The following is a 25,551-nucleotide window of genomic DNA, read 5'->3' as shown; positions in this document are numbered from 1 at the left end:
CCAGGGCTACGGGGTCAGTGGGAACGGGTGCTGCGGATCAGCCAGAGCGTGGCGGTCAGGCACAGCGCCGAGACGCCGCACAGCAGCAGGGGCACGGCCCGGACACCGGACCACTCGATGGCCTTGCCCAGCGCCGGTCCCGCCGCGACCCCGCCGACCATGGAGGCCGCGATCACGAGGGCGCCGGCCCTCCGGGCGTGCGGGGCCGCCCGGTGCAGCCAGGGCAGCCCGGTGGGGAAGATCGGCGCGATGAACAGGCCGACACCGGCGTACGCGTAGGGCGCGAGGGCGGGTACGGAGGCCAGCAGCAGGCAGGCCGTCATACCCGCGCAGGACACCGTGATGATGGCCTGGGCCGAGAAGCGCAGGGCGATCGGGGCCACCAGGAAGCGGCCGACGGTCATCATCAGCCAGTACACGGACGTGGCGGTGGCGGCGAGTCCCGCGCCGTAGCCGACCGTCTCCAGGTGCGTGGGCTCCCAGCCGCCGACACCGGCCTCGATGCCCACGTGCAGGACGTAGAGCGCGACGAAGACGGCGAGCACCGACCCCAGAGCTCTGCTGCGGACCGGCGCCTCGGCCACGGTCCCGGCCGGCTGCGGCGCCCGGTCCCGTACGCCCCGCAGACACAGCAGCAACGGCAGGTTGGCGACGGCGAACACCAGGAAGACCGCGGGGTAGTGCTCGGCGCCGACCGCTCCGACGACGGCCGGGCCGAGGATCGCGCCGACGCCGAAGTGGGCGTTGAGGATGTTCAGCATCGCGGTCGAGCGGTGGCCGAAGCCGACCGCGAACAACTGGTTGAGGCCGTAGTCGATACCGCCGAAGCCGAGCCCGGCCAGCAGCGCCATGGCCAGCGCGGCGGGCCAGCCCGGTGCCAGCGCGAAGCCCGCCGCGCCGACCGCCATCAGCAGGTACGAGGCGCCCAGGATCCGCCGGTTGCCGATCCGGCCGAACAGCCGGTCGAAGAGCAGCACCCCGGCCACCCCGCCGACGAAGTGGGCGCTCAGCGCCAGCCCGGCGGCGGAGGGGCTGAGGCCGAACTCCTCGCGCAGGGCCGGGATCGCGGGGCCGTACAGGGCCTGGAGCGCGCCGATGAGCACGAAGCCCGCGCAGGAGGCCACCACGGCGGCCGGGCTGAAGACCGGAGCAGGCGACGCCGCCTGGGTACCCGCGACGCGCTGCGCGATCGGTTGGTCGGTCACGTGGACTCCGGGTGACGGCCCACGCGGCAGCGGGCGGCGGACAAGGGGTGCGTACATCGGGACGGCAGTGATGTTACCGGTAACAAAACTGTCGTCAAGATGCCGGGAAAGATGGCGCCCTGCGGCTCGTTCCCGCGGACGCCGGGCAGCCGGCGGGCTTCATCGCGGGTACCTGTTGTGCGACGCGATCACGCGCCACGACAAGCTCAGGTGGAGGCGACCGTGGCCGCGCGCACCGGACATCCCGAGTCCACCGTCCGGCGCCGTATCGCCCGGCTCGCCCGAACGGGAGGGCTGCTCACCCACGTCGTGGTCGGCACCAAGCGGCTCGGGCTGTTCATCGACGCCAACGTCATGACGCGCGTCGCGCCCGGCCGGCTCGACGCCGTGGGGCGGGCGCCAGCCTCCCACCCGGCCGTGCACGGGGCGTTCGCCACCACCGGCGCGGCCAACCTGCACGCCGCGGTGTGAGTGCGGGACCTGGAGGACCTGTACCGGTTCCTCACCCGGGACGTGGGCGGGCTGTTGCCGCCCCTCGGCGCAATGCCCCCTCGACACGCGGTGCGGCGCCCGCACGCGGGCGCCGCACCGGCAGCCTCGTCCGGCTGCCCGTCATCCGCCGTGGCTCACAACCGCGGCTGCACCTCGTAGCGCGGCCCGAGATCGGGCCGGTCGGCCCCGGCGACCTCCGTGACCAGGCGGTGCACCTGCGTCAGATCGTGCAGCAGGGTCCGCGTCTCCTCCGGGGGCAGACCCGACGTGCGGGCGATCTCGTCCAGGTGGACGGCCTCCCCGCCGTGGCGTTCCTGAGCCGCGGTCAGCGACTGGAAGACCTGCTCGTGCTGCTCGGAGTAGCCGGGACGCCCGCGGCCGGCGCACGACAGCTCCGGGCCCTGGCCCGTCGGGTCCTTCACCTCCCGCTCGGCCAGGTCGCCCGCGCGCCACTCCTGCTTGCCGCGGTGCGTGGTGCCGACCCGCTCCTCGTGCGTCCGGCCGCTGTGCCCGGCCAGATGCGTGGGCTGCTTCGACGCTCCGGTCGTCACACCCCGGGCGCTGGGCGCCTCACCGGCCTCGTGGGCCGCACGGGCCGCCGCGCGGCGCTGAACCTCGTCACCCTCCGTCTTCTTGCGCACCATGAGGTGCTCCTCTCGTCGTACTCTCGTGCGTCCGCTCGCCGTCAGCGGTCCAGTTCCTCCTCGACCGGCGGCTTGGGCACGTCACGCAGGTGCTGCGACTGGCCCGGCTTGCCGCCCGCGCGGGCCTGCTGGGCGCGCTGTGCGGGAGACGTCCCCAGGTCGGAATCGGGGTCCACGCGCACCGACCGGGCCACCTCATCGCGGTTGGCGTAACTCTCGGGCGGAATGCCGCGCAGCGCCGCCACCGCCTCCTGGGAGGCACCGGCCTTGCGCGCCGCCTGGATCAGGTCGTCCTTGCTCGCGGGGAAGTCGACGTCCTTGAGGGCGTCCACCACCTCACGGGCGCTCGTGGTGTGGCTCATGAGCAATTCTCCAGTCCGTGACTCGACGTCCCGCTGGCGCGTTCCGGGTAACCGTCACCACCGCGGTACTCACATGTCGGCCGACCGACCGGATTCGGTCGAGGCAGCCGCCCGGGCACCCTTGACCCTCGAACGGGGCCCGCCTAGCCTCCTTGATCACCTCCGGACAGGTAGGGCGGCGATGGCAGACTCCCCGGTTTCCCCCGACAGCGGATCAGCGGCCCGGCTTCAGGTGGAGACGCACGGCCTCGACGTCATCGGCGACGCCGAGCGCAAGGGCACTCCACGGACGCTGTTCTGGCCCTGGTTCGGGGCCAATGTCTCCATTCTGGGTCTCAGCTACGGCTCCTTCGCGCTCGGCTTCGGGATCTCCTTCTGGCAGGCGCTGGCCGCCGGAGTGATCGGCGTCGTCTTCTCGTTCCTGCTGTGCGGCTTCGTCGCGGTCGCCGGCAAGCGCGGCTCCGCGCCGACGATGGTGCTCAGCCGCGCCGCGTACGGGGTGCGCGGCAACCGCCTGCCCTCGGTGATCTCGTGGATGCTCACCGTCGGGTGGGAGACCGTGCTGTGCGCGCTCGCCACCCTGGCCACGGCGACCGTCTTCGGACGGCTCGGCTGGGGCGGCGGCACCGAGACCAAGGTGGTCGCCCTCGTCCTGGTCGGCGCGCTGACCGTCGTGGTCGGTGTGATGGGCTTCGACCTGATCATGCGCCTGCAAACGGTGATCACCGTGGTCACGGGCGTGCTCACGCTCGTCTACGTCGGCCTCGTCGCCGACCACGTCCACTGGAGCAGTGTCAGCGCCGTCCCGGCAGGCTCCGGGCAGGATTTCGTGGGCGCGCTGGTGTTCATGATGACCGGCTTCGGCCTGGGCTGGGTCAACGCCGCCGCCGACTACTCCCGCTACCTGCCGCGCACCGCGTCGAGCCGGGGCGTCGTCGGCTGGACCGCTTTCGGCGCGTCGCTGGCACCGCTGCTCCTGCTGGTCTTCGGGCTGCTGCTGGCCGGCTCCTCCAGCGGACTGAGCGCGGCCATCGCCGCCGACCCGATCGGCGCACTCACGACGCTCCTGCCCACCTGGTTCCTCGTCCCGTTCGCCGTGGTCGCCGTGCTGGGCCTGGTCGGTGGCGCGGTCCTCGACATCTACTCGTCCGGCCTGGCCCTGCTGTCGGCGGGCCTGCGCGTGCCCCGCTATCTGGCCGCGCTCGTCGACGGCGTCCTGATGATCGCGGGCTCGGTCTACATCGTCTTCCTCGCCGACGACTTCCTCGGCCCCTTCATGGGCTTCCTGACCACGCTGGGCGTCCCCATCGCCGCCTGGTGCGGCACCATGCTCGCCGACCTGCTCCTGCGCCGCCGCGCCTACGACGAGGCCGATCTCTACCGTCCGACCGGCCGCTACGGCGACGTACCGCTCACCCCGCTGCTGCTCACCCTCGCCGCCACCGCGCTCGGCTGGGGCCTGGTGACCAACGCGTCCGCGACCTGGCTGACGTGGCAGGGCTATCTCCTCGGCCCGCTCGGCCTCGGCGGCAGGTCCGGCTCCTGGGCGTACGCCAACCTCGGCGTCCTGGCCGCCCTCGCCCTCGGCTTCCTCGGCACCCTCGTGCTGGGCCGCGTGCGGGTACGCCGCCAGGAGGGGCGGGCGCCGAGCCGGGCGGACGGGGAGGTGCCGGCCGTATGACCCGAGGACAGCTCGCCGTCATCGACATGCAGCGCGTCTTCGCGGATCCCGGCAGCCCGTGGGCGGCCCCGCGCTTCGCGGAGGCCGCGGCCGGCGTACGGCGCCTGCTGCCCGCCTTCGGCGACCGCGTGACCTTCACCCGCTTCGTGCCGGCCGGCCGCCCCGCCGGCGCCTGGCGCGCCTACTACGACCGGTGGCCCTTCGCCCGGCAACCGGCGCACGCCCCGCTCTGGCGACTCACCGACGAGTTCGCCGCCGGGGCCCGGGAGGTGCTGGACGCCCCCACCTTCGGCAAGTGGACCCCGGAACTCGCCGCCCGTGTCGGCCCGGACGGCCGCCTGGCCCTGGCCGGCGTCAGCACCGACTGCTGTGTGCTGTCCACGGCTCTCGCCGCCGCCGACGCCGGAGTGGAGGTGCTGGTCGCCGCCGACGCCTGCGCGGGCGCCGACGACGACTCCCACGCCGAGGCGCTGCACCTGCTCGACCTGTACCGGCCGCTGATCCGCGTGATCACGGTCGCCGAGCTCCTTGCCGAGGGCACATGATCTGTCCCGGCATGGCCCGGCCCCTGCTGCGGCGGGTCGGCCGCGATCGTCTCGGCCTGCTGTACGGACCCCATCCCACTGATCCCCTGAACCGCAGGCGTCTCAGATGATTGCCCCGGGCGCGATCGGGTACGCGAGGCTGGACGCGCCCGGTACCGATCATGTCCCGGGTGGGCCGCACGACCGCCGCTACCAGGGGATCTGCCATGGAGACACCCGCGAACGACAACACCGCCACGCCCGCCCAGCGGGCCCTGGACGCCCTCATCGACAACACGGAGGACAGGGCGGCGCTGGACGCGCTCGCGAGCAGCGACGTGCTCGTTCCCGTGCCCGACGACGCCAGCGACGAGGATGCCACCAACCCCAGCGCCGTGGCGCTGCCCGTCCTGGAGCAGCCGGGCGGCACACAGGTGGTGCCCGTGTTCACCTCGGAGGGGGAGATGGCCGACCTGCTGCCGTTCGTCTCCCGCTACCGCCTCGTGCCGCTGGGTGCCCTCGCCGCGCAGTGGCCCGCCGACGATCTGTCGCTCACCATAGACGGCAGCTCCGAGCACCGACTGACCCTCACTTCGGAAGGGGTGCGCACGCTGCTGGCACGCCCGTAGGGCTGAGCCCATACCCGTCGCGGCGCGTCAGAGGGGCTTACCGGGGCTGATCATGCCCCGTGTTCGAACCCTCATTGACGCGCCGCTTGCGTTTTCTGCACGGCCCAGCCGCTCCAGCGCGGGCGAGCGAACCCGACTGAGAACCTCCCGCGCAACACATCTCAGGCATCCGACACGTCGCATGCGTTCGAGATATCGAAGCGCTTCAACGCAGCCCGCAGAATCTGGCATCCGCTCGCATCGCAACAAGAGGATCGTGTGCCCAACTGCCTGCCGCTGACTGGGGCGTTGGCATGCTGCCCAAGCCGACCTGGTGCTTTCGAATCGATTCGATCCCCCTGTTGACTTCTTCGACACTCCGCTGGGATCTTGTGGTGCGTCACCGCTCAACTGGCAACCAAGACGGGCTGGCGAGACATGGCTGTGCCTGAGCGAATGCCTCGCGGGTGGGGTCTATGACGCCTGCCGGCACTCACTCGCCGCGTTCGTCACAGAACCGTCCGCATATCGCTCGGTCGTAGGGAGGGACAGCGATGCGTCTCTCCGCCAGGAACGCTCGCAGAGCCGAGGAAGAGGCACTGTGGCCGTTGAAGGTGCTGCGCAGAGCCACCGCGGCGTCGAGCCTTGAAGACGGTGCGTTCACCCTGGTCCTGCCGGTTCTTGCACAGCAGTCGACGGGAAACGCCGGTGTGGCGGTGGTCTTCGTCGCGGTGACGGCTCCCTGGGCGCTCGCCTCCTTGCCGATCGGATATCTCGCGGACCACATGTCGCGAACGCAGCTCATGAGAATCGTGGCGTTCGTACGAACGGGGCTCGCTGTTCTGCTCGCCGCCCTGTATCTGTTCGACAACCCCATGCCGGCGATGATCCCCGCCGTGGCGTTCGGCCTGGGTAGCTGCGGCGTTGCCGCGGACATCGCGCGACAATCCCTCGTTCCGCAATTGGTCCTCGATCCGGACCGATTCGTCTCCGCCAATACGGAGATCGCCAAGGTGTCTCTGCTGTACGGCGGGTTTGTCGGCCCCTTGCTCGGCGGCTGGCTCCTGACCCTGAACGAGCCAGTGGCCACGACCGCACTCGCCGCATTCGCGGCGGTCACCATGGTCGTGACGCTGGGCCTGCCGAAGACACCCGCTCTGCTCGACGACCCCATGAGGGTGCGGACCATGGTGTCGGTGGGATTGGAGGGGTTCCGTCACATCTACCGGCGCCGGACGCTCCTGACACTGGCCGCCTTGAGCTTCACGGTCTCCGCGATCTGGTATGTCTGGGAGACGTCCTTCACGGCCTTCGCGCTGGCCGGCGACGGGCTCGACGCGTCGAGCTTCACTTACTCGGTCCTCCTGCTCGCCAGCGCGGCGGGGGCGGTCATCAGTACCCGGGCGGTGCGGCACGCCACCAAGACGTTCCCCCTGCGCACGGTCCTGTCGATGAGCCTGGCCGGCTGGGTGCTCTGGTTCGTGACTCCCGCCCTGACATCGAACTGGTGGGCCGTCATCGTCTGTCTCGTGCTGGGCGGTGGCGCCGGACTGCTGTGGAACACCGTATCGATGACGGCACGCCAACTGGTCACGTCGGGGCACCTGTTGGGGCGTACGACCGCCGCGTACCGGATGGTGACACGCAGCGGGCGCGCAGTCGGGGCAGCCCTCGCGGGAGTGCTGATGACGCACATGTCCTGGCAGCACATCTTCGCCCTCTGCGCGGCTGTCATCGGTGTCGTCGCCGTCGGGATCTTCGCTCTCTACCGGGGCCGGTCCATGCTCGAACCGGAAATGCGCTGATGTCGTCGACCGCCGGCAGGGACGACAACGGCTCCACCGAAGGGTGGACGCCGGCCGCGTGGCTCGTCCAGCGACGGCTCTAGGACACCGGGCCCCGGCCACCCAGCATGCGGTCCAACGCCGCCCGCTGCAGCGGCAGCGCCTCGGCGTGCAGATCGCGGCCCTTGCGGGTCAGGGCGACCCAGACACCGCGCCGGTCCTCCACGCAGATGGAGCGCTCCACCAGGCCGTCCTTCTCCAGCCGGGCGATGAGCCGGGACAGCGCGCTCTGGCTGAGATGGACCCGCCCGGCCAGGTTCTGCACCCGGCACTGAGCGCCTTCGTCGGGCGCCTCGGACGCGAGGATGTCGAGCACCTCGAAGTCACTGGCGCCCAGGCCGTGCGGGTGCAGCGCGCGGTCGATCTCGCACATCGTGCGCGCATGCACCGACAGGATGTCGCGCCACTGTTCCTCAAGCCGTGCACTGGCCGTTTCCGCTGCCATACCTGCACGGTAACACCGAAACGGCTGTTCTTTTAGGTCGCAACTTGTGCATGTGCAAGAAAGTGCGTTCCCGGCCCAGGACGACCGCCCCGCCTAAGTGGACTCCCGCTTCACCAGCTCCGTCGGCAGGATCACCGCCGCCGGATCCTCGCCACCGATCTGGGCGAGCAGCACCCGGACCATCTCGGCGCTGATCCGGTCCCAGGGCTGCCGGATGGTGGTCAGCTCGGGGCTGGCGGCGAGGGCGGCGGGAGAGTCGTCGAAGCCGCCGACCGCGACGTCCTCCGGCACCCGCCGCCCCGCCCGCTGCAGTGCCGCGAGCACGCCCTGCGCCATCAGGTCCGACGCGACGAACACGGCGTCCACGTCCGGCGCCTGGGCCAGCAGCCGCTCGGCGCCCGCCTCACCGCTGGCCCGGCTGTAGTCGCCCTCGACGATGAGCCGCTCGTCGCTCTCGATGCCCGCCTCGGCGAGCACCTCCTGGTAACCGGCGAGCCGCTCGACCCCACCCGGCGTGTCCAGGGGGCCCGTGACCACGCCCACCCGCCGGCGCCCGAGGGACAACAGGTGGCGCACCATGTCGCGGGCTCCGTCCCGGTCGTCGGCGGCCACGTAACTCACCTTCGAGCCCAGCCCGATCGGCTTGCCGCACGCCACCAGCGGCACCCCGGCAGCGCCCAGTTCCTCGGCGACCGGATCACCGAAGTGGCTGGAGACCAGCAGCACCCCGTCGACGTGACCGGCGGTGATGTACCGCGTTATGCGCCGCCGTTCGTCCTCGGTGCCCGCCAGCATCAGCAGCAGTGGGATGTCGTGCGCGGCCAGCGCGTGCGTGCAGCCGCGCAGCAGGACGTTGAAGTTGGGATCCTCGAAGAAGCGCTCCTGCGGCTCGGTCAGCAGGAAGCCGACCGAGTCCGAACGCCCGGTGATCAGCGAACGGGCGTGCCGGTTCACGACGTACCCCGTCTTGCGGATCGCCGCGTTGACCGCCTCCTGAGCGGCCGGGCTGACGTAGTGACCGCCGTTGAGCACCCGTGACACGGTGCCCCGTGAGACCCCGGCCTCGCGCGCCACATCGTGGATCGTCGGCGGTTTGCGCCGGCCGCCCGTATTGCTCATGGTCATGACTTTACGGCCCCGGACAGCAGATCGAGGCTCCAGAACCGCTGGATGACCAGGAAGAGCGCGACCAACGGGATCACCGCGAGGAACGCACCGGTGATCACCAGCGTGTACAGCGCGGGCGTGTTGGCGCCCTGTTCGAGGAGCGTGTACAGACCCAGCGTGATCGGGAACTTCTCGTCGTCGCTGAGCATGATGTACGGCAGCAGGAAGTTGTTCCAGATCGCCACGAACTGGAACAGGAACACCGTCACCATGCCGGGGATCATCATCGGCAGCGCGATCCGCGTGAAGATCCGCCACTCGCTCGCCCCGTCCATACGGCCTGCCTCGACGACCTCGGCGGGGACGGCCGCGGCCGCGTAGATACGCGAGAGGTACACGCCGTACGGGAAGAGGATCTGCGGGAGCAGCACGGAGAGGTACGAGTCCGTGAGGTCCGCCTTCGCCAGCAGCAGGTACTGCGGGATGGCGAGGATCACCGGCGGCATCAGCACACCCGCCAGCAACACGTTGAAGATGGCCTCGCGGCCCCGGAAACGGTAGGTCGCGAGCGCGTAACCGGTGAATGCCGACACGCATGTCGACAGCAGTGCGCCGAGACCCGCGTAGAGGGCGGAGTTGCCCATCCAGTCCCAGTACACGCCGTCGCGGTAGGCGCTCAGTTCGCCGACGTTGTCCGCGAAGCCCGTGCCCGGCAGGAACGTGAAGGTGGAGAACAGCTCGTGGCCGGACTTGGTGGCCGCGATCACCACCCACGCCACCGGCAGCAGGCAGTAGATCGCCCCGAGCAGCAGCGTGGCCGTCGGAACCAGGGCGATCCGCCGCCGTAGCGGAGGACGGCTCCGCGCGGTGCCGGGGGTCGTGCCCGCCGCCGGTTCGGCCTTGGTGATGGCAAGAGAACTCATCGTGCTGCCTCCTGCTTCTGACGACGGTTCGCGGCCCGCAGGAAGCCGAAGGACAGCACCAGCGTGGCGAAGGCGATGATGACGGCCTGGGCCGCGGCGCTGTAGATGTCGCCCTCGCCGAACGCGTCCCGGTACACCTTCATCAGCGGACTCCAGGTCGTGGACACGGAGTTGGTGAGCGGCTTGAGGGTGGTCGGCTCGTTGAACACCTGGAGCGTCGCGATGATCGAGAAGAAGAAGGTCAGCACCAGCGAGGGCGCCACCATCGGAATCTTGATCTTCAGCGCGATCTGCAGCGGCGAGCAGCCGTCCAGCTTCGCCGCTTCGTACAACTCCGCCGGGATGGCCTGCAGCGAGGTGTAGATGACGATCATGTTGAAGCCGGTGCCGCCCCAGATCGCGATGTTCGACAGGGCGAGGTACAGCGGACCGCCGTCCAGCAGGTCCGGCTGCGGCAGGCCCAGCCTGTCGAGCACGAAGTAGAAGGGGCTGACGTCCGGCAGGTACAGGAAGCCCCACAGCAGCGCCGCCACCACGCCGGGGATGGCGTACGGCAGGAAGATCGCGAGCCGCGTGAAGGGGGCGAGCCGTACCTTCTCGGAGTCGAGCATCAGCGCGAACAGCAGGGCGAGGCCCAGCATCACCGGTACGACGATGCAGCCGTAGCCGAGGACGCGCAGTGCCCCGTGCACCAGCTCGCTGTCGCCGAGGGCGTCGGTGTAGTTCTCCAGGCCGGCCCAGACCTCCTTGCGGGCGCCGGCGCCCAGGCCGAGCCCGGAGACCTTCACCTTGTGGAAGCTGAGCCAGATCGCATAGCCGATGGGCAGCGCGAAGAACAGGAGGAACAGGATCGTCGCGGGGAGGAGGAAAAGGTAGGGCGCGCTTCGCGCTCGTTCGAGGGTGGTGGTGGGAGACGGGTGGGCATACGGGGCCCCCTTGACCCCGTACGACCTCCGGCGTGCCGTGGTGCTGGTCACTGAGCGACCTCGAAGCCCTGCTTCTTCAGGTCGGCGACCGTGTCGTCCTGCATGGTGTTCAGGGCGGCGGCGAAGTCCGACTTGTTCTTGGCGGCGGCGCCGAACGCGTCCTTGAAGGACGTGTAGGCCACGTTCACGTTCGGGCCCCAGGCGGACGGCGCGGTGGTCTTCGCGATGTCGGCGGCCACGGTATAGAAGTCGGCCTGGTTCGAGAAGTAGTCCGGCGGGGTGGTGAAGGCGCCGCTGAGCTGGGCGGAGCTGGAGGCCGGGTAGATGCCGCTCTCCTTGGCCAGCGCGTTCAGGGCGTCACGGTCGGTGTTCAGCCAGGCGGCGAACTTCGCGGCGGCGGCCTTGTGCGTGGAGTCGGTGGTGACGGCGGTGGAGGAGCCGCCCCAGCTTCCGGTGCGGTTCTCGTTCTGCGACCACTGGGGGAGCGGGGCCATGGCCCACTTGCCCTTGGTGTCGGGCGCGGCCGTGGTGAGTGTGCCCGGCGCCCACACGGCGCTGACCCAGGCGAGCTGCTTGCCGGTGTTGATCGCCTTGTTCCAGGCCGGGGTGTACATCGGCTGGTTGTCGATGGCGCCCTCCTTGACGAGGCCGCCCCAGAACTTGGCGACCTTCTGCGTCGCCTCGTCGTTGATGCCGACCTTCCACTTGTCGCCGGAGGTCGTCCACCACTTGGCGCCCGCCTGCTGGGCCAGGCCCGCGAAGAGGCCGGAGTCGTTGGCGGAGAAGGTGGTGAGGTCCTTGTCGGGGGCCTTCTTCTTCAGGTCGCGAGCCGTCTCGGCGAACTCGTCCCAGGTGGTCGGGACCTTCAGGCCGTACTTCTTGAACAGGTCCTCGCGGTAGTAGAACATCATCGGCCCGATGTCCTGCGGGATCGCGTAGACCGCGTCGGTGCCCAGGGTGGTCTGCTGCCAGACGCCGTCGGCGAACTCGCCCTTCGCGTCGCCGACCTCCTTGGAGATGTCGGCGAGCGCGTCATTGCTGACCAGTGTGGGTATCGCCTGGTACTCGGCCTGGACCAGGTCGGGCGCCTTCTTCGCCTTGTGCGCGGTGAGGATCTTGGTGACCAGCGTGTCGCCGGACGCCTGCTTCTTCACCGTGACGGTGATCTGGTCCTTCTTGCCCGGGCCCTTGTTCCAGAGGTCGACGACCTTGTCCATGCCGGGCGTCCAGGTCCAGTACGTCAGCGAGACCGGTCCCGACTCGGTCTCGCTGTCCCCGGATTCCGAGCCGCAGGCGGCGAGGGCGGTGGCGCCGAGCGCGACGGCGACGGCGGATGTCACGAGGCGACGGCGCTTCGTGTACGGCATGGATCTCTCCCCTGACCTGGGCCCTCGCCTGCTGCGAGGGCTGCCATGCTTCTGTGAGCGTTCACAGTAGAGAAACATCCGGGACACTTGTCAATGGTTGTTGCTGTGCGGTTATGTTGGCCCCGCACCGCCGCCGCTGTGTGTGCACGTTCCCACATGACCGACCCAAACGGGAGACATTCCATGCCGGAGACCACCCCCACGGGCCTCACCGGGCTCGCCTTCGGTGGGGACTACAACCCCGAGCAGTGGCCGGAGAGCGTCTGGCACGAGGACGTCCGGCTGATGCGGGAGGCCGGCGTCACCATGGTGAGTGTCGGAATCTTCTCCTGGGCCCTGCTGGAGCCCTCACCGGGGGTGTACGACTTCGGCTGGCTGGACCGGCTCCTGGACCTGCTGCACGAGAACGGCATCCGCGTCGACCTCGGCACGCCCACCGTGGCCCCGCCGGCCTGGTTCTACCGCGCCCACCCCGAGGCGCTCCCCGTGACCTCCGAGGGCGTGCGCTACGAGTTCGGCTCCCGCGCCGCCATCTGCCACAGCAACGCCGACTACCGTGCGGCCGCCGCGGCCATCACCACTCGGCTCGCCGAGCGCTACGGTGGCCACCCGGTGCTTTCGATGTGGCATGTGCACAACGAGTACGGCGTTCCCGTCTCGGCCTGTTACTGCGACTCCTGCGCCGCCCATTTCCGCCGCTGGCTCGCCACGACCTACGGGACGGTCGACGCCGTCAACGAGGCCTGGGGCACCGCCTTCTGGGGTCAGCGTTACGCGGACTTCGGGCAGATCAACCCGCCGCGTGTGACGCCCACGGCCGGCAATCCGGCGCAGGCGCTGGACTACAAGCGGTTCGCCGACGCCACCATGCGCGAGAACTTCGTGATGGAGCGGGACATCCTGCACCGCCTCTCGCCGGGCATCCCGGTCACGACCAACTTCATGACCGCGCTCAGCCAGTGCGACTCCGTCGACTACTGGGCCTGGGGCCGCGAGGTCGACATCGTCACCAACGACCACTACCTGATCACCGACGGCCGCCGCACCCACGTCAACCTCGCCATGGCCGCCGACCTCACCCGCTCCGTCGCGGGCGGCGCCCCCTGGCTGCTGCTCGAACACTCCACCTCGGGCGTCAACTGGCAGCCCCGCAACCCCGCCAAGGCCCCCGGCCAGATGGCCCGCAACTCCCTCGCCCACGTGGCGCGGGGCTCCGACGGGGCCATGTTCTTCCAGTGGCGGCAGTCCCGGCGCGGTGCCGAGAAGTTCCACTCGGCGATGGTCCCGCACGGCGGCACCGACACGCGCGTGTGGCGCGAGGTGGTGGAACTCGGCGCGGCGCTTGACTCGCTGAGCACGGTCCGCGGCAGCCGCACCCGGGCCGACGTGGCCGTGCTGTGGGACTGGCACTCCTGGTGGGCGCAGACCCTCCAGTGGCGCCCCAGCGAGGACCACGACCCGCGCGAGCGCGCCGACGCCTTCTACGAGGTCCTCTACGACCGCCACCTCACGGTCGACTTCGCCCACCCCGAAGCCGACCTGTCGGCCTACCCCCTTGTCGTCGTCCCCGCCCTGTACCTCATGACCGAGGCGGCCGGGAACAACCTCGGACAGTACGTCGAGAACGGCGGCACCCTCGTCGTGTCGTACTTCTCCGGCATCGTCGACGAGCACGACGCCGTGCACGAGGGCGCCCATCCGGGAGCGCTGCGGGACGTGCTCGGCCTGACCGTCGAGGAGTTCTCGCCGTTGCTGCCGGGCCAGCTGGTGAGTATCACCGGCCCCGACGGATCCGAGCTCAGCGGGGACGTGTGGACGGAGTTCGTGGTGCCGCGCGGCGCCGAGACCGTCTGGACGTACGCCGACGGCCTGACCGCCGGTCACCCCGCGGTCACCCGGCACCGCCTCGGCGAGGGCACCGCCTGGTACGTCTCCACCCGCCTCGGCGCCGACGGCCTGGACGCGCTGCTCGGCTGGGCCGTCGAGGACGCGCGGATCGCCCCGCGCGCCGATCTCCCCCGGGACGTCGAGGTGGTGCACCGCACGGGTGAGTCGGGCAGCTACCTCTTCGCCATCAACCACACCGCCTCCGACGCCAAGGTGCCGCTGGGCGCCCCCGGCACCGAGCTGCTGACCGGTGAGCGTGCAGTGGGCCGCCTCGCGGTCCCTGCCGGAGCCGTCCGGGTCGTACGACTCGACGGCTGAGCCGACTCCCCTCCGCCCGTGTGAGCCGCACGAGCCGCGGGCGGAGGGGGAACCTCCCGAGCCATCGGGAGGGCACCCCCAACCCCCTTACGTCGAAGGGACGACGGACGACGATGTTCCATCCCAGACGCACCCTGAAAGCCCTGCTGCCTCCCCTCGTGTCCGGACTCGCCCTCACCGCCCTGCCGGCCCAGACCGCGCAGGCCGCCGCCACTCTCACCAACGGCGGCTTCGAATCCGACGGTGCGGGCGTGGCCTCACCCAGCGGCTGGTCCGAGTACGGCAACACGGGCGCCTCGTTCACGGAGTCCGGCGGCCATGGCGGCAGCTACCGACTGAGTCACTGGTCCTCCTCCGCGTACAAGGTGGAGACCTACCAGTACCTCTCCGGGCTGACCAACGGGAACTACAAGCTCACCGCGTGGGTCCGCTCCAGCGGCGGGCAGAAGGCGGCGTACATAGCGCTGAAGAACTGTGGTGGTTCGGAGCAGCGCACCGATCTGCCGGTGTCCGCGAGCGGGTGGATCCGTATCGTCGTGCCGGTCAATGTCACGAACAACCAGTGCACCATCAGCATCAACAGTGACGCGAACGCGGGCAACTGGATCAATGTCGACGACCTGACCTTCGCGTCCGGCACGTCCGGCCTGTCGATCAAGGGCGCCGACATCTCCTCCCTCGCCAAGAGCGAGGCCAAGGGCGGCGTGTACAAGTACAGCTCCGGCACCACCGGCGACGCGGTCACCATCCTGAAGAACGCCGGGATGAACTACGCGCGCCTGAAGGTCTGGGTGAACCCGGCCGACGGCTACAACAACAAGACGCGCGTGCTGGCCATGGCCAAGCGCATCAAGGCGGCCGGCATGAAGCTGCTGGTCGACTTCCACTACTCGGACACCTGGGCCGACCCGGGCGCCCAGTCCAAGCCGTCCGCCTGGGCCGGGCACTCGTACAGTCAGCTGAAGACCGACGTGTACAACCACACGTACGACGTGTTGAACGCGTTGAAGGCCCAGGGCACCACCGCCGACATGGTCCAGGTCGGCAACGAGATCAACGGCGGCATGCTGTGGAACGAGGGCTCCACCTCCAACTGGTCGCAACTCGCCGGCCTGCTCAACTCCGGCTATGACGCCGTCAAGGCGGTCAACTCCTCCACCACGGTCGCGCTGCACCTCGCCAAGGGCGGTGACCTCTCCGGCACCCGCTGGTGGTTCGACAGCGCGGTCTCCAACGGTGTGAAGTTCGACGCCATCGGCCTGTCGTACTACGGCTACTGGCACGGGTCGCTCTACGACTTCCAGACCACCCTGGACGACGCGGCGTCCCGCTACGGCAAGCCGGTCTTCGTCGCGGAGACGGCCTACCCCTTCCGTCTGGACAGCGAGGACGCCCACGAGAACATCATCGACACCACCGGTGAACTCGTGTCCGGCTACGCTGCCTCGACGGCCGGGCAGACGCAGTGGATGAAGGACATCGCGAGCATCGTGGAGGCCGTCCCGAACGGCCGCGGCCTCGGGGTCTTCCACTGGGAGGCCACCTGGACCGCCGTCCCGGGCAACGGCTGGGACCCGACCGACCCGTCCTCCGGCAACGGCTGGGAGAACCAGGCCCTGTTCGGGTACGACGACAAGGCGCTGTCGTCGATGTCGTGGTTCAGCCACCGCTGAGCCCCTGTGGAGGGCCCGGTCGCGCGCGTGCGGCCGGGCCCTCGCCCGTTGTTGCGGAGCAAGCGGCGAACTGCCCTGCCTCGTCCGGCCTTTCGGTATCGGACAAAGCGTCCGGAGTCCCGGACGTGAGGGCTTGGACTGCGCGACAGTGGGGAACACGTCGGGCGAGGAAGCCCGGACCGAGGGGGACGCGATGTTGAGGACTCCCGCCGGCGAGACCCGTCTGAACATCCTGGAGTGGCTGAAGGACCCGGCCACGCACTTCCCGCCACAGCGCCACGGCACCACCGAGGGCGGCGTCACCGCGGACGCCGTCGCGGCGAAACTCGGCGTGCCCCGTCCGGTCGCCGACACCCACCTGCGCCTGCTCACCGCTCTCGGCCTGCTGCGCAGCAGGAAGGTACGGTGGCGCACCTACTACTGGCGCGACGAGGTACGGATCGCCGAGGTGGCGCGGATGTTCGAGAAGGGCTGGTGAGTACGGGGCGCGGCAGGAAGGGGAACCACACCATGGGCCGTCCCACCGATCTCGTCCCTCTCCGGTACGTCGCGGTCGGCGGCCGTGGCCCGGAGGACGTCGTCGCCGACGCCCGCGGCCGGGTGCTGACCGGCGTGGAGGACGGCCGCATCCTGCGCCTCGACAATCTGGCGGACCCGGCTGCGGTTCGCGTCGAGGTGCTCGCCGAGACCGGTGGCAGGCCGCTCGGCCTGGAACTCCTCCCGGACGGCGGTCTGCTGGTGTGCGACGCGGAACGCGGACTGCTCCGTGCCGACCTCGCCGACGGCACGGTCCGCGTCCTCACCGACACGGTGGCGGGGGAGAGGCTGCGGTTCTGCAGCAACGCTGTCGCTCTGTCCGACGGCAGCGTCTGCTTCACCGTCTCCAGCCGCCGCTACCCCCTTCAGCACTGGATCGGCGACATCGTCGAGCACACCGGAACGGGCCGGCTCCTGCGTCTCGCACCCGGCAGCGACACCCCCGACGTGCTGCTGGACGGCCTGCAGTTCGCCAACGGGCTCGCACTCAGCGCCGACGAGTCCTTCGTGATCGTCGCCGAGACCGGCGCGTGCCGGCTCACCCGCTACTGGCTGACCGGCCCGAAGGCCGGACGCGGCGAGCCCTTCGCCGAGAACCTCCCGGGTCTGCCCGACAACGTCTGGCGCGGCGCCCCGGACGGCCCGGTCTGGGTGGCCCTGGCAGGCCCCCGCGTCCCGCCCCTGCACCTGCTGCACCGCGCTACGCCCGCCGTCCGGCGCGCCGCCGCCCGTATCGCCGTACGCGCCCCCTACCGCCCTGTCGGCACGATCGGCGTCCTGGCGGTCGACGACGACGGCACGGTCGTCCACCACCTCACCCGCAACCGCTCCGGATACCGGATGGTCACCAGCGTCTGCGAGGCCGCCGGGCATCTGGTGCTGGGCAGCATCTGGGAGTCCGGTGTGGCGGTGTGCGAGCCGCCCACCCCGAAGTGACCCGGGCCGACCCCCGCGTTACCCTGGTGCCCGGCCGCGATCACCGCTCGCGGCGCGGCGGTGGGGCCCGCCGTACCCGACCGCGGCCGTGCCGCCGCCAACGGTCCCTACTTGTGAAGGCGCGCGCCCGCACGGCCGGGCCCCTGAGCGAGTAGGAGACGTACGTCCATGCCAGCCCCCGAAGCCGAGACCCTTTCCCTACGGTCGGACACACCACGGCCACCCGTCTGGCGTGCCCAGGCACCGGTTGTCGCGGTGGTCGCGCTCGGTGGGGCGATCGGTGCCGCCGCCCGGTACGCCGCCTCCCTGCGGTGGCCCGCCGAGACGGGCGGTTTCCCCTGGACGACCCTGTGGGTCAACGTGGTCGGCTGCGCGGTGATCGGTGTGTTCATGGTGGTCATCACCGACGTGTGGGCCGCCCACCGCCTTGTGCGTCCGTTCTTCGGCACCGGGGTGCTCGGCGGCTTCACGACCTTCTCCACGTACGCCGTCGACGTCCAGAAGCTGGTCGACACCGGCCACGCCCGCACGGGGCTGACCTACCTCGCGGCGACCCCGCTCGCGGCCCTCACGGCGGTGTGGCTGGCGTCCGCGGCGACCCGCCGCGTCCTGAAGGGGAGAATGCCATGACCAGGCTGACCGGCAGCGCCCTGCGCCTGACCGTCTTCGTCGGCGAGAACGACACCTGGCACCACCGCCCCCTGTACTCGGAGATCGTCCACCGGGCCCACGCGGCGGGACTCGCGGGCGCCAGTGTCTTCCGGGGCGTGGAGGGCTTCGGCGCCTCGTCCCGGATCCACACCTTGCGGCTGCTCTCCCTGAGTGAGGACCTCCCGGTGGCGGTCGTGATCGTCGACAGCGAGGAGCGCGTGCGGGCCTTTCTGCCCCAGTTGGACGAACTGGTCACCGAAGGCCTCGTGATCCTCGACGACTGCGAGGTCATCCGGTACGTCGGCCGCGGCGACAAACAGGACGAAGCGGACGCGAAAGGTAAGAAGTCGTTGTGAACTGGCTGCTGGTCGTCGTGGGTGCCATGGCCGGTGCCCCGCTCCGCTACCTCGCCGACCGGGCGGTGCAGTCCCGCCACGACTCGGTCTTCCCCTGGGGCACCTTCGCCGTGAATGTCACCGGCTGTCTGATCCTGGGCCTGCTGACCGGCGCGGCGGCCGCCGGAGCCGCCGGTTCCCACCTGCAGCTGCTGCTCGGCACCGGCCTGTGCGGGGCGCTGACGACGTACTCGACCTTCTCCTACGAGACGCTCCGGCTGACCGGGACGGGCACACGCTTCTACGCCGTCGTCAACGTGGCGGCGAGCCTGGCGGCCGGTCTGGGAGCGGCGTTCCTGGGGGTGGCGCTCGCCGACGCGGTGTGGGCTTAGGCGCCGGTACTGGGCGGCGTGTAGTAAGACTGTCCCCGCCGCACCCGCCGTCCCCGAGCAGAACTGGATCCCATGAGCGTCATCAGCGTCGGTCAGGCCGCCGTCCTCGGAGCCGTCGAGGGGGTGACCGAGTTCCTGCCCGTCTCCTCCACCGGCCACCTGAAGATCGTCGAGGGACTCATGGGCATCCCCGTCGACGACAACGCCGTGGTCGGTTTCTCGGCGGTCATCCAGGTCGGCGCGATCGCCGCCGTGCTCGTGTACTTCCTCAAGGACATCGTGCGGATCGTCTCCGCGTGGTTCCGGGGCCTGCGCAACAAGGAGGAGCGGTACCACCACGACTACAAGTTCGCCTGGTGGGTCATCTGGGCCACCATCCCGATCGTCGCGGTCGGCCTGGCCGCCAAGCCGCTCATCGAGGGGCCCCTCGCCTCGCTGTGGGTCGTCGCGGGCTCGCTGATCGTCGGCAGTGGAGTGATGTGGGCGGCGGACCAGATGGGCCGCCACAAGCGCGGTGAGGACGACACCTCGTTCAAGGACGCGATGCTGGTCGGCAGCTCCCAGATCCTCGCCCTGCTCTTCCCCGGGTTCTCCCGCTCCGGTGCCACCATGTCCACCGCCCTGATCCTCGACCTCGACCGCGTGGCCGCCACCCGCCTGTCCTTCTTCCTCGGCATCCCCGCCCTGACCGGCGCCGGCCTGTACGAACTCAAGGACGCGCTGGGTACGGGGGTGGGCGCGGCGCCGCTCGCCGTCGGCACGGTTGTCTCCTTCGCCGTCGCCTACGCCTCCATCGCCTGGCTGCTGAAGTTCGTCGCCAAGCACTCCTTCAACGCCTTCGTGGTCTACCGGATCCTGGTCGGTCTGCTGCTGTTCGGGCTGCTTTCCACCGGTGCGCTGGGCAGCTGAGCCGTGCGGCGCGGCGGGGTGTGATTCGGTATTCAGGCTTCACACCCCTTGCATTCTTCGATTCGACCCCCTTGACAGCCCCCTTATGTCACCCGCAGGATCACCACCGTGAACCTGTCAGACAGCCAGACAGGTGGTGCGGGACCGCGGCGCGTCAGTGCCATGGAAGCGGTGCTCTCCCACCTTCGCGGCGCCATCGAGCGCGGCGAGTACGCGATCGGCGACAAGCTCCCCTCGGAGGCGGAGCTGTGCCGCACCCTTGAGGTCTCCCGGCCCGTGCTGCGGGAGGCGCTGCGGGCCCTGCAGACGATGGGGCTGACCGTCTCGAAGACCGGCAAGGGCACCTTCGTCGTGGCCCGCACCGTCGAGGACCCGACCTTCGGCGACTACGCGGCCAGCGACCTGCTGGAGGTGCGCCGCCACATCGAGATCCCGGTCGCCGGGTACGCGGCGCAGCGCCGCACCCCGGAGAACCTCGACCACCTGGCCCATCTCCTCGACCGCATGGAACGGGAGACGGACACCACCGCGTGGGTCGCGATGGACACCCTCTTCCACCTCGCCGTGGCCGAGGCCGCCCAGAACCCGGTCTTCCGCCGGGTCATCGAGGAGATCCGGGACGCGCTGGCCCGCCAGTCCGCCTTCCTCAACGAGCTGGGCGGCCGTCGCGAGCAGTCGAACCGGGAGCACCGGGCGATCGTCGAGGCGCTGATGGACGGTTCCGAGAACGACGCGGTGGAGGCCATGGCCCACCATCTCGACCGCGTCGAGACGACCCTCACCGACATCGTGCGCCCCAGGCGCGCGGACACCCCCACGGAAGGCGGACCCGAGGCGTGAGCGAGCAGCACCTCAAAGAAGAGACGCGCCCGACCTCCGGTCATGTCGACGCCGGCGACGCGGGCTACAGCAAGTCCCTGAAGTCCCGGCACGTCAACATGATCGCCATCGGCGGCGCCATCGGCACCGGACTCTTCCTCGGCGCGGGCGGCCGCCTCGCCGACGCCGGCCCGTCCCTGTTCATCGCCTACGCGGTCTGCGGCGTCTTCGCCTTCCTGGTCGTCCGCGCCCTGGGCGAGCTCGTCCTGTACCGGCCCTCCTCCGGCGCCTTCGTGTCGTACGCCCGGGAGTTCCTCGGTGAGAAGGGCGCGTACACGGCGGGCTGGATGTACTTCCTCAACTGGGCGACCACCGGCATCGCCGACATCACCGCCGTCGCCACCTACACCCACTACTGGGGCATGTTCTCCGACATCCCGCAGTGGGTGATCGCGCTGATCGCGCTGGCCGTGGTCCTCACCGTGAACCTGATCTCGGTGAAGATCTTCGGCGAACTGGAGTTCTGGTTCGCCATCGTCAAGGTCGGCGCGCTCGTCGTCTTCATGTGCATCGGCATCTTCCTGCTGGTCACCCAGCACCCGGTCGACGGCACCACCCCCGGCCCGTCCCTGATCACCGACCACGGCGGCGTCTTCCCCAACGGCCTGCTGCCGATGCTGCTGATCGTCCAGGGCGTCGTCTTCGCCTACGCCTCCGTCGAACTCGTCGGTGTCGCCGCCGGTGAGACCGAGAACCCCGAGAAGATCATGCCGAAGGCGATCAACTCGATCATGTGGCGCGTCGGTCTGTTCTACGTCGGCTCGGTGGTCCTGCTGTCGATGCTGCTGCCCTGGGACAAGTACACCGCCGGCGAGAGCCCGTTCGTGACCGTGCTGTCCAACATCGGTGTCCCGGCGGCCGGCGGCGTGATGAACCTCGTGGTCCTCACCGCGGCGATGTCCTCGCTCAACTCCGGCCTGTACTCCACCGGCCGCATCCTGCGCTCCATGGCGATGGCGGGTTCCGCGCCCAGGTTCACGTCGGTCATGAGCCGCAGCCAGGTCCCGTACGGCGGCATCCTGCTCACCAGCGGCATCTGCGTCCTCGGCGTCGGCCTCAACTTCGTCGTCCCCGCCGAGGCGTTCGAGATCGTGCTGAACTTCGCCGCGATCGGCATCCTCGCCACCTGGGGCATGATCATGGTCTGCCACCTGCTGTTCTGGCAGAAGACCCAGAAGGGCGAGCTGACCCGCCCCGGCTACCGTCTGCCGGGCTCCCCCTGGACCGAACTCGTGACGCTGGCCTTCCTCGCCTCCGTCCTGGTCCTCATGTACGCCGACGGCGGCGCCGGACGCACCACCGTGCTGTGTCTGCCGCTGATCGTCGCGGCGCTGGTCGCGGGCTGGTTCGCCATCCGCGGCCGTATCGCGCGCACCTCCGCCAAGGCCGACGTGTGACCCACGCCCCCGGCCACGGCAGTTCTCCGTCCCTCCCCGACACCCAGGCAGTGATGTACAGCAGTTCCCTCGCGGAGGCACCCCTCGTCCGCGAACCCCTCCACGCCCCCGTCGCCCACCTCGTTCGCGGTGGGGTCGTGGAGGGGATCCACTACGGTTCCGTCGTCGTCCTCGGCACCGACGCAGAGGTCCAGCTCCAGATCGGCGACATCGAGGCCGCCTTCTACCCGCGCTCCGCGCTCAAGCCCGTCCAGGCCGTCGCGATGGTACGGGCGGGGCTCCCCCTCGACGGCGCCCTGCTGTCGCTCACCGCGGCCAGCCACTCCGGCGAGGAACACCACCTCGCCGGCACCCGGCGCATCCTCGACCTCGCCGGGCTCACCGAGGACCACCTGCGCAATGTCCCGGACCTGCCGTTCGACCCGGTCGTCCGGGACGCCTGGGTGCGGGAGGGCCGCGTACCCTCCCGGCTCGCCCAGAACTGCTCCGGCAAGCACGCGGCCATGCTCTACACCTGCGTGCTCAACGGCTGGTCCCTCGACGACTACCTCGACCCCGCCCACCCCTTGCAGCAGGCCATCGCCGAGATCGTCGAGGACCTCACCGGGCAGCGCATCGCCCGGGTGACCGTCGACGGCTGCGGCGCGCCCCTGTTCTCCATCTCCCTGCACGGCCTGGCCCGCGCCGTCGCCCGCATCACCGGCGCCGCGCCCGGCACCCCCGAGGCCCGGGTGGCGGACGCGATGCGTGAGTACGCCGAGATGGCCTCCGGCTCCGGCCGGGACGTCGCCGCGCTGATGCGGGCCGTCCCCGGACTGCTCACCAAGGACGGCTTCGAGGGCGTCCAGGTCGCCGCCCTGCCGGACGGCCGCGCCGTCGCCGTGAAGATCGCGGACGGTGCCAATCGCGCCCGTGTCCCCGTCGCCGCGGCCGCGCTCGCCCGGGCCGGCGTCGACCCGGCGGCGCTCGCCGAGTTCGCGGGGGAGCCGCTGCTCGGCGGCGGGGAACCGGTCGGCAGCATCCGGCCGGTCCGTGCGCTCGACCCGATATCCCAGCTCACCCACACCGCCGTCTGAGAGAAGGCCCGCACAGCCATGACCGCCGCAGCCACCCGCAGCGAGCACGACCTGCTCGGTGACCGTGACGTCCCCGCCGAGGCGTACTGGGGCGTGCACACCCTGCGCGCCACGGAGAACTTCCCGATCACCGGCACGCCGATCTCCGCCTACCCTCACCTGATCGACGCCCTGGCCGCGGTCAAGGAGGCCGCCGCGCTCGCGAACCAGGAACTCGGCCTGCTTCAGCCGCGGAAGGCCGCCGCGATCGTGGAGGCGTGCCGTGAGATCCGCGCCGGCAGGCTGCACGACCAGTTCGTCGTCGATGTGATCCAGGGCGGCGCCGGCACCTCGACGAACATGAACGCCAACGAGGTGGTCGCCAACCGGGCGCTGGAGTTGCTCGGCCACGCCAAGGGCCAGTACCAGTACCTGCACCCCAACGAGGACGTCAACCTGGGCCAGTCGACCAATGACGTCTATCCGACCGCGGTCAAGATCGCGACGGTCTTCGCGGTACGTGGACTGCTCAAGGCGATGTCCGTACTGCAGGACGCGTTCGCGGCCAAGGCCGTGGAGTTCCGCGATGTGCTCAAGATGGGCCGTACACAGTTGCAGGACGCGGTCCCGATGACGCTGGGTCAAGAGTTCTCGGCCTATGCGGTCATGCTGGACGAGGACCGGTCCCGTCTTGCCGAGGCCGTCGAGTTGATCCATGAGATCAACCTGGGTGCCACGGCGATCGGCACCGGCCTCAACGCCCCGGCCGGATACGCCGAGGCGGCCCGCCGCCACCTCGCCGCGATCACCGGGCTGCCGCTGGTGACCGCGGCCAACCTGGTGGAGGCGACCCAGGACTGCGGCGCGTTCGTCCAGATGTCCGGCGTGCTCAAGCGCATCGCCGTCAAGCTGTCGAAGAGCTGCAACGACCTGCGCCTGCTGTCGTCCGGGCCGCGCGCGGGCCTCGGGGAGATCAACCTGCCGCCGGTGCAGGCCGGTTCGAGCATCATGCCCGGCAAGGTCAACCCGGTGATCCCCGAGGTCGTCAACCAGGTCGCCTTCGAGGTCATCGGCAACGACGTCACCATCACCATGGCCGCCGAGGCCGGACAGCTCCAGCTCAACGCCTTCGAGCCGATCATCCTGCACTCCCTGTCGGAGAGCATCACGCACCTGCGGAACGCGTGCGTGACGCTGGCCGAGCGCTGCATCGCCGGCATCACCGCCAACACCGAGGCGCTGCGCGCGACCGTGGAGAACTCCATCGGTCTGGTCACGGCTCTCAACCCGCACATCGGGTACACAGCCGCGACCGACATCGCCAAGGAGGCCCTCGTCACCGGCCGGGGAGTCGCCGAACTGGTCCTGGAGAAGGGCCTGTTGCCCGCCGAGACGCTCGCCGACCTGCTGCGGCCGGAGGTCGTGGCCGGCAGCGGGCAGGCCCTCGCCTGACCTGCGGACGCGCTCCAGGAACCGGCCGCAGGGACAATAGTGATCATGACGTCGTCGCAGACCTTCGAGCCGGTCCTGGAACGCATCGCCGAGGAGATCGAACGGACGCCCGGCCGCGGTCGTCCCGCCGACTACATCCCGGCGCTGGCGGCCTGCGACCCGCGCCGCTTCGGCATGGCCGTCGCGGAACCGGACGGCACGGTCCACGGGGTGGGGGACTGGCGGCAGCCGTTCTCCGCGCAGTCCCTCACCAAGGTCTTCACACTCGCCCTCGACCTGGCCCGGGAGGGCGACGCCCTGTGGGAGCACGTGGGCCGCGAGCCCTCCGGCAACCCCTTCAACTCCCTGGTGCAGCTGGAGTACGAGAACGGCATCCCACGCAACCCCTTCATCAACGCGGGCGCCCTCGTCGTCACCGACCGGCTCCACACCCGTACCGGCGACGCGGCGGGCGAACTCCTCACCTTCCTGCGTGCGGAGAGCGGCAACCCCGACCTGACCTTCGACAAGGAGGTCGCCGCCTCGGAGACCGCCCACGGCAACCGCAACGCCGCTCTCGCCCACTTCATGGCCTCGTACGGCAACATCGACAACCCGGTGCCGGTCCTGCTCGACCAGTACTTCCGCCAGTGCTCCATCGCCGCCTCCTGCGCCGACCTCGCCCTTGCCACCACCTTCCTCGCCCGGCACGGCATCCGCGCCGACGGCACCCGCCTGCTCACCCGCAGCCAGGCCAAGCAGATCAACGCGATCATGCTGACCTGCGGCACGTACGACGCCGCCGGTGACTTCGCCTACCGGGTCGGCCTGCCCGGCAAGAGCGGCGTCGGCGGCGGCATCATCGCCGTCGTACCAGGCCGCTGCACGCTGTGCGTGTGGAGTCCGGGGCTGGACGAGCGAGGGAACTCGGTGGCGGGAGTGGCCGCTCTGGACCGCTTCACGACCCTGACCGGACTGTCCGTCTTCTGATCGTCCGGCACTGATCCTGATCGCACGACGTCA

26 protein-coding genes are annotated in these 25,551 nt (G+C 70.3%); 18 read left to right on the top strand and 8 right to left on the bottom strand.

Going from position 1 to position 25,551, the window contains the following annotated elements:
* Positions 1–14: 14 nt before the first annotated feature.
* Complete coding sequence (locus NW895_RS29790; protein ID WP_289939434.1) at positions 15–1,205, bottom strand: MFS transporter; 1,191 nt, start codon at positions 1,203–1,205, stop codon at positions 15–17.
* A 222-nt stretch (positions 1,206–1,427) separates the two neighbouring features.
* On the opposite strand from NW895_RS29790, the gene NW895_RS29785 reads away from it, so the two are divergent.
* The gene (locus NW895_RS29785; RefSeq protein ID WP_289939433.1) at positions 1,428–1,676 is read left to right on the top strand and encodes an Lrp/AsnC family transcriptional regulator; all 249 of its coding nucleotides are present in this window, start codon (positions 1,428–1,430) and stop codon (positions 1,674–1,676) included.
* A 155-nt stretch (positions 1,677–1,831) separates the two neighbouring features.
* On the opposite strand, the gene NW895_RS29780 is transcribed toward NW895_RS29785, so the two are convergent.
* Both NW895_RS29780 and NW895_RS29775 read right to left on the bottom strand, forming a co-directional pair.
* The gene (locus NW895_RS29780; RefSeq protein WP_289939432.1) at positions 1,832–2,341 is read right to left on the bottom strand and encodes a hypothetical protein; all 510 of its coding nucleotides are present in this window, start codon (positions 2,339–2,341) and stop codon (positions 1,832–1,834) included.
* Between the two features lie 41 nt (positions 2,342–2,382).
* Positions 2,383–2,703, bottom strand: a complete 321-nt coding sequence (locus NW895_RS29775) for a DUF2795 domain-containing protein (protein ID WP_289939431.1) — start codon at positions 2,701–2,703, stop codon at positions 2,383–2,385.
* Positions 2,704–2,884: 181 nt separating this feature from the next.
* Between NW895_RS29775 and NW895_RS29770 the strand changes: the two genes are divergently transcribed.
* The 4 genes from NW895_RS29770 (at position 2,885) to NW895_RS29755 (ending at position 7,321) form a co-directional block, all read left to right on the top strand.
* On the top strand, positions 2,885–4,384 hold the full coding sequence (locus NW895_RS29770; protein WP_289939430.1) for a cytosine permease: 1,500 nt from the start codon (positions 2,885–2,887) through the stop codon (positions 4,382–4,384).
* On the top strand, positions 4,381–4,929 hold the full coding sequence (locus tag NW895_RS29765; protein ID WP_289939429.1) for an isochorismatase family protein: 549 nt from the start codon (positions 4,381–4,383) through the stop codon (positions 4,927–4,929). Before NW895_RS29770 ends, NW895_RS29765 begins: the two co-directional genes overlap by 4 nt.
* Before the next feature lie 206 nt (positions 4,930–5,135).
* Positions 5,136–5,537 carry an SseB family protein gene (locus NW895_RS29760; RefSeq protein ID WP_289939428.1) on the top strand — a complete coding sequence of 134 codons (402 nt, stop codon included), beginning with the start codon at positions 5,136–5,138 and terminating at the stop codon, positions 5,535–5,537.
* A 533-nt stretch (positions 5,538–6,070) separates the two neighbouring features.
* A complete protein-coding gene (locus NW895_RS29755) occupies positions 6,071–7,321 on the top strand; it encodes an MFS transporter (protein WP_289939427.1) in 1,251 nt (416 codons plus the stop codon).
* Positions 7,322–7,400: 79 nt separating this feature from the next.
* Here the strand turns inward: NW895_RS29755 and NW895_RS29750 are convergent, their stop codons facing one another.
* From NW895_RS29750 to NW895_RS29730, 5 genes are all read right to left on the bottom strand, one after another.
* Positions 7,401–7,805, bottom strand: a complete 405-nt coding sequence (locus NW895_RS29750) for a MarR family transcriptional regulator (RefSeq protein WP_289939426.1) — start codon at positions 7,803–7,805, stop codon at positions 7,401–7,403.
* 93 nt (positions 7,806–7,898) lie between these two features.
* The gene (locus tag NW895_RS29745) at positions 7,899–8,930 is read right to left on the bottom strand and encodes a LacI family DNA-binding transcriptional regulator (protein ID WP_289939424.1); all 1,032 of its coding nucleotides are present in this window, start codon (positions 8,928–8,930) and stop codon (positions 7,899–7,901) included.
* Positions 8,927–9,835 (bottom strand): carbohydrate ABC transporter permease, encoded by a 909-nt coding sequence (locus NW895_RS29740; protein WP_289939422.1) that lies wholly within the window; start codon positions 9,833–9,835, stop codon positions 8,927–8,929. Before NW895_RS29740 ends, NW895_RS29745 begins: the two co-directional genes overlap by 4 nt.
* Positions 9,832–10,812 carry a sugar ABC transporter permease gene (locus tag NW895_RS29735; RefSeq protein ID WP_289939420.1) on the bottom strand — a complete coding sequence of 327 codons (981 nt, stop codon included), beginning with the start codon at positions 10,810–10,812 and terminating at the stop codon, positions 9,832–9,834. Before NW895_RS29735 ends, NW895_RS29740 begins: the two co-directional genes overlap by 4 nt.
* On the bottom strand, positions 10,809–12,128 hold the full coding sequence (locus NW895_RS29730; RefSeq protein ID WP_289939419.1) for an extracellular solute-binding protein: 1,320 nt from the start codon (positions 12,126–12,128) through the stop codon (positions 10,809–10,811). The genes NW895_RS29735 and NW895_RS29730 overlap by 4 nt, the downstream gene beginning before the upstream one ends.
* 183 nt (positions 12,129–12,311) lie before the next feature.
* On the opposite strand from NW895_RS29730, the gene NW895_RS29725 reads away from it, so the two are divergent.
* From NW895_RS29725 to NW895_RS29665, 13 genes are all read left to right on the top strand, one after another.
* On the top strand, positions 12,312–14,333 hold the full coding sequence (locus NW895_RS29725) for a beta-galactosidase (protein ID WP_289939418.1): 2,022 nt from the start codon (positions 12,312–12,314) through the stop codon (positions 14,331–14,333).
* 113 nt (positions 14,334–14,446) lie between these two features.
* Positions 14,447–16,006 (top strand): arabinogalactan endo-1,4-beta-galactosidase, encoded by a 1,560-nt coding sequence (locus NW895_RS29720; protein ID WP_289939417.1) that lies wholly within the window; start codon positions 14,447–14,449, stop codon positions 16,004–16,006.
* 193 nt (positions 16,007–16,199) lie between these two features.
* The gene (locus NW895_RS29715; protein ID WP_289939415.1) at positions 16,200–16,484 is read left to right on the top strand and encodes a helix-turn-helix domain-containing protein; all 285 of its coding nucleotides are present in this window, start codon (positions 16,200–16,202) and stop codon (positions 16,482–16,484) included.
* Between the two features lie 32 nt (positions 16,485–16,516).
* Positions 16,517–17,479, top strand: coding sequence for an SMP-30/gluconolactonase/LRE family protein (locus NW895_RS29710; protein ID WP_289939414.1), 963 nt, complete (start codon positions 16,517–16,519; stop codon positions 17,477–17,479).
* A gap of 168 nt (positions 17,480–17,647) precedes the next feature.
* On the top strand, positions 17,648–18,109 hold the full coding sequence (gene crcB / locus NW895_RS29705) for a fluoride efflux transporter CrcB (protein WP_289939413.1): 462 nt from the start codon (positions 17,648–17,650) through the stop codon (positions 18,107–18,109).
* Positions 18,106–18,486, top strand: a complete 381-nt coding sequence (locus NW895_RS29700; protein WP_289939410.1) for a DUF190 domain-containing protein — start codon at positions 18,106–18,108, stop codon at positions 18,484–18,486. The genes crcB (NW895_RS29705) and NW895_RS29700 overlap by 4 nt, the downstream gene beginning before the upstream one ends.
* Complete coding sequence (gene crcB, locus NW895_RS29695) at positions 18,483–18,857, top strand: fluoride efflux transporter CrcB (protein ID WP_289939409.1); 375 nt, start codon at positions 18,483–18,485, stop codon at positions 18,855–18,857. The genes NW895_RS29700 and crcB (NW895_RS29695) overlap by 4 nt, the downstream gene beginning before the upstream one ends.
* A gap of 72 nt (positions 18,858–18,929) precedes the next feature.
* Positions 18,930–19,766: an undecaprenyl-diphosphate phosphatase gene (locus NW895_RS29690; RefSeq protein ID WP_289939408.1), complete on the top strand. Its 837-nt coding sequence runs from the start codon at positions 18,930–18,932 to the stop codon at positions 19,764–19,766.
* 162 nt (positions 19,767–19,928) lie between these two features.
* Positions 19,929–20,606: a FadR/GntR family transcriptional regulator gene (locus NW895_RS29685; RefSeq protein WP_289939552.1), complete on the top strand. Its 678-nt coding sequence runs from the start codon at positions 19,929–19,931 to the stop codon at positions 20,604–20,606.
* Positions 20,603–22,042: an amino acid permease gene (locus NW895_RS29680; protein WP_289939407.1), complete on the top strand. Its 1,440-nt coding sequence runs from the start codon at positions 20,603–20,605 to the stop codon at positions 22,040–22,042. Before NW895_RS29685 ends, NW895_RS29680 begins: the two co-directional genes overlap by 4 nt.
* A 53-nt stretch (positions 22,043–22,095) precedes the next feature.
* The gene (locus NW895_RS29675) at positions 22,096–23,118 is read left to right on the top strand and encodes an asparaginase (protein ID WP_289939406.1); all 1,023 of its coding nucleotides are present in this window, start codon (positions 22,096–22,098) and stop codon (positions 23,116–23,118) included.
* An 18-nt stretch (positions 23,119–23,136) separates the two neighbouring features.
* Positions 23,137–24,549 (top strand): aspartate ammonia-lyase, encoded by a 1,413-nt coding sequence (aspA, locus tag NW895_RS29670; protein ID WP_289939405.1) that lies wholly within the window; start codon positions 23,137–23,139, stop codon positions 24,547–24,549.
* 45 nt (positions 24,550–24,594) lie between these two features.
* On the top strand, positions 24,595–25,518 hold the full coding sequence (locus tag NW895_RS29665; RefSeq protein ID WP_289939404.1) for a glutaminase: 924 nt from the start codon (positions 24,595–24,597) through the stop codon (positions 25,516–25,518).
* Positions 25,519–25,551 lie beyond the last annotated feature (33 nt).

Origin of the sequence: Streptomyces sp. S.PNR 29 (genome assembly GCF_030386795.1) — a bacterium.
Lineage (GTDB): Bacteria > Actinomycetota > Actinomycetes > Streptomycetales > Streptomycetaceae > Streptomyces.
The sequence above is the reverse complement of the archived record's forward strand: the minus strand, read 5'-3'. Positions and strand labels throughout refer to the sequence as shown.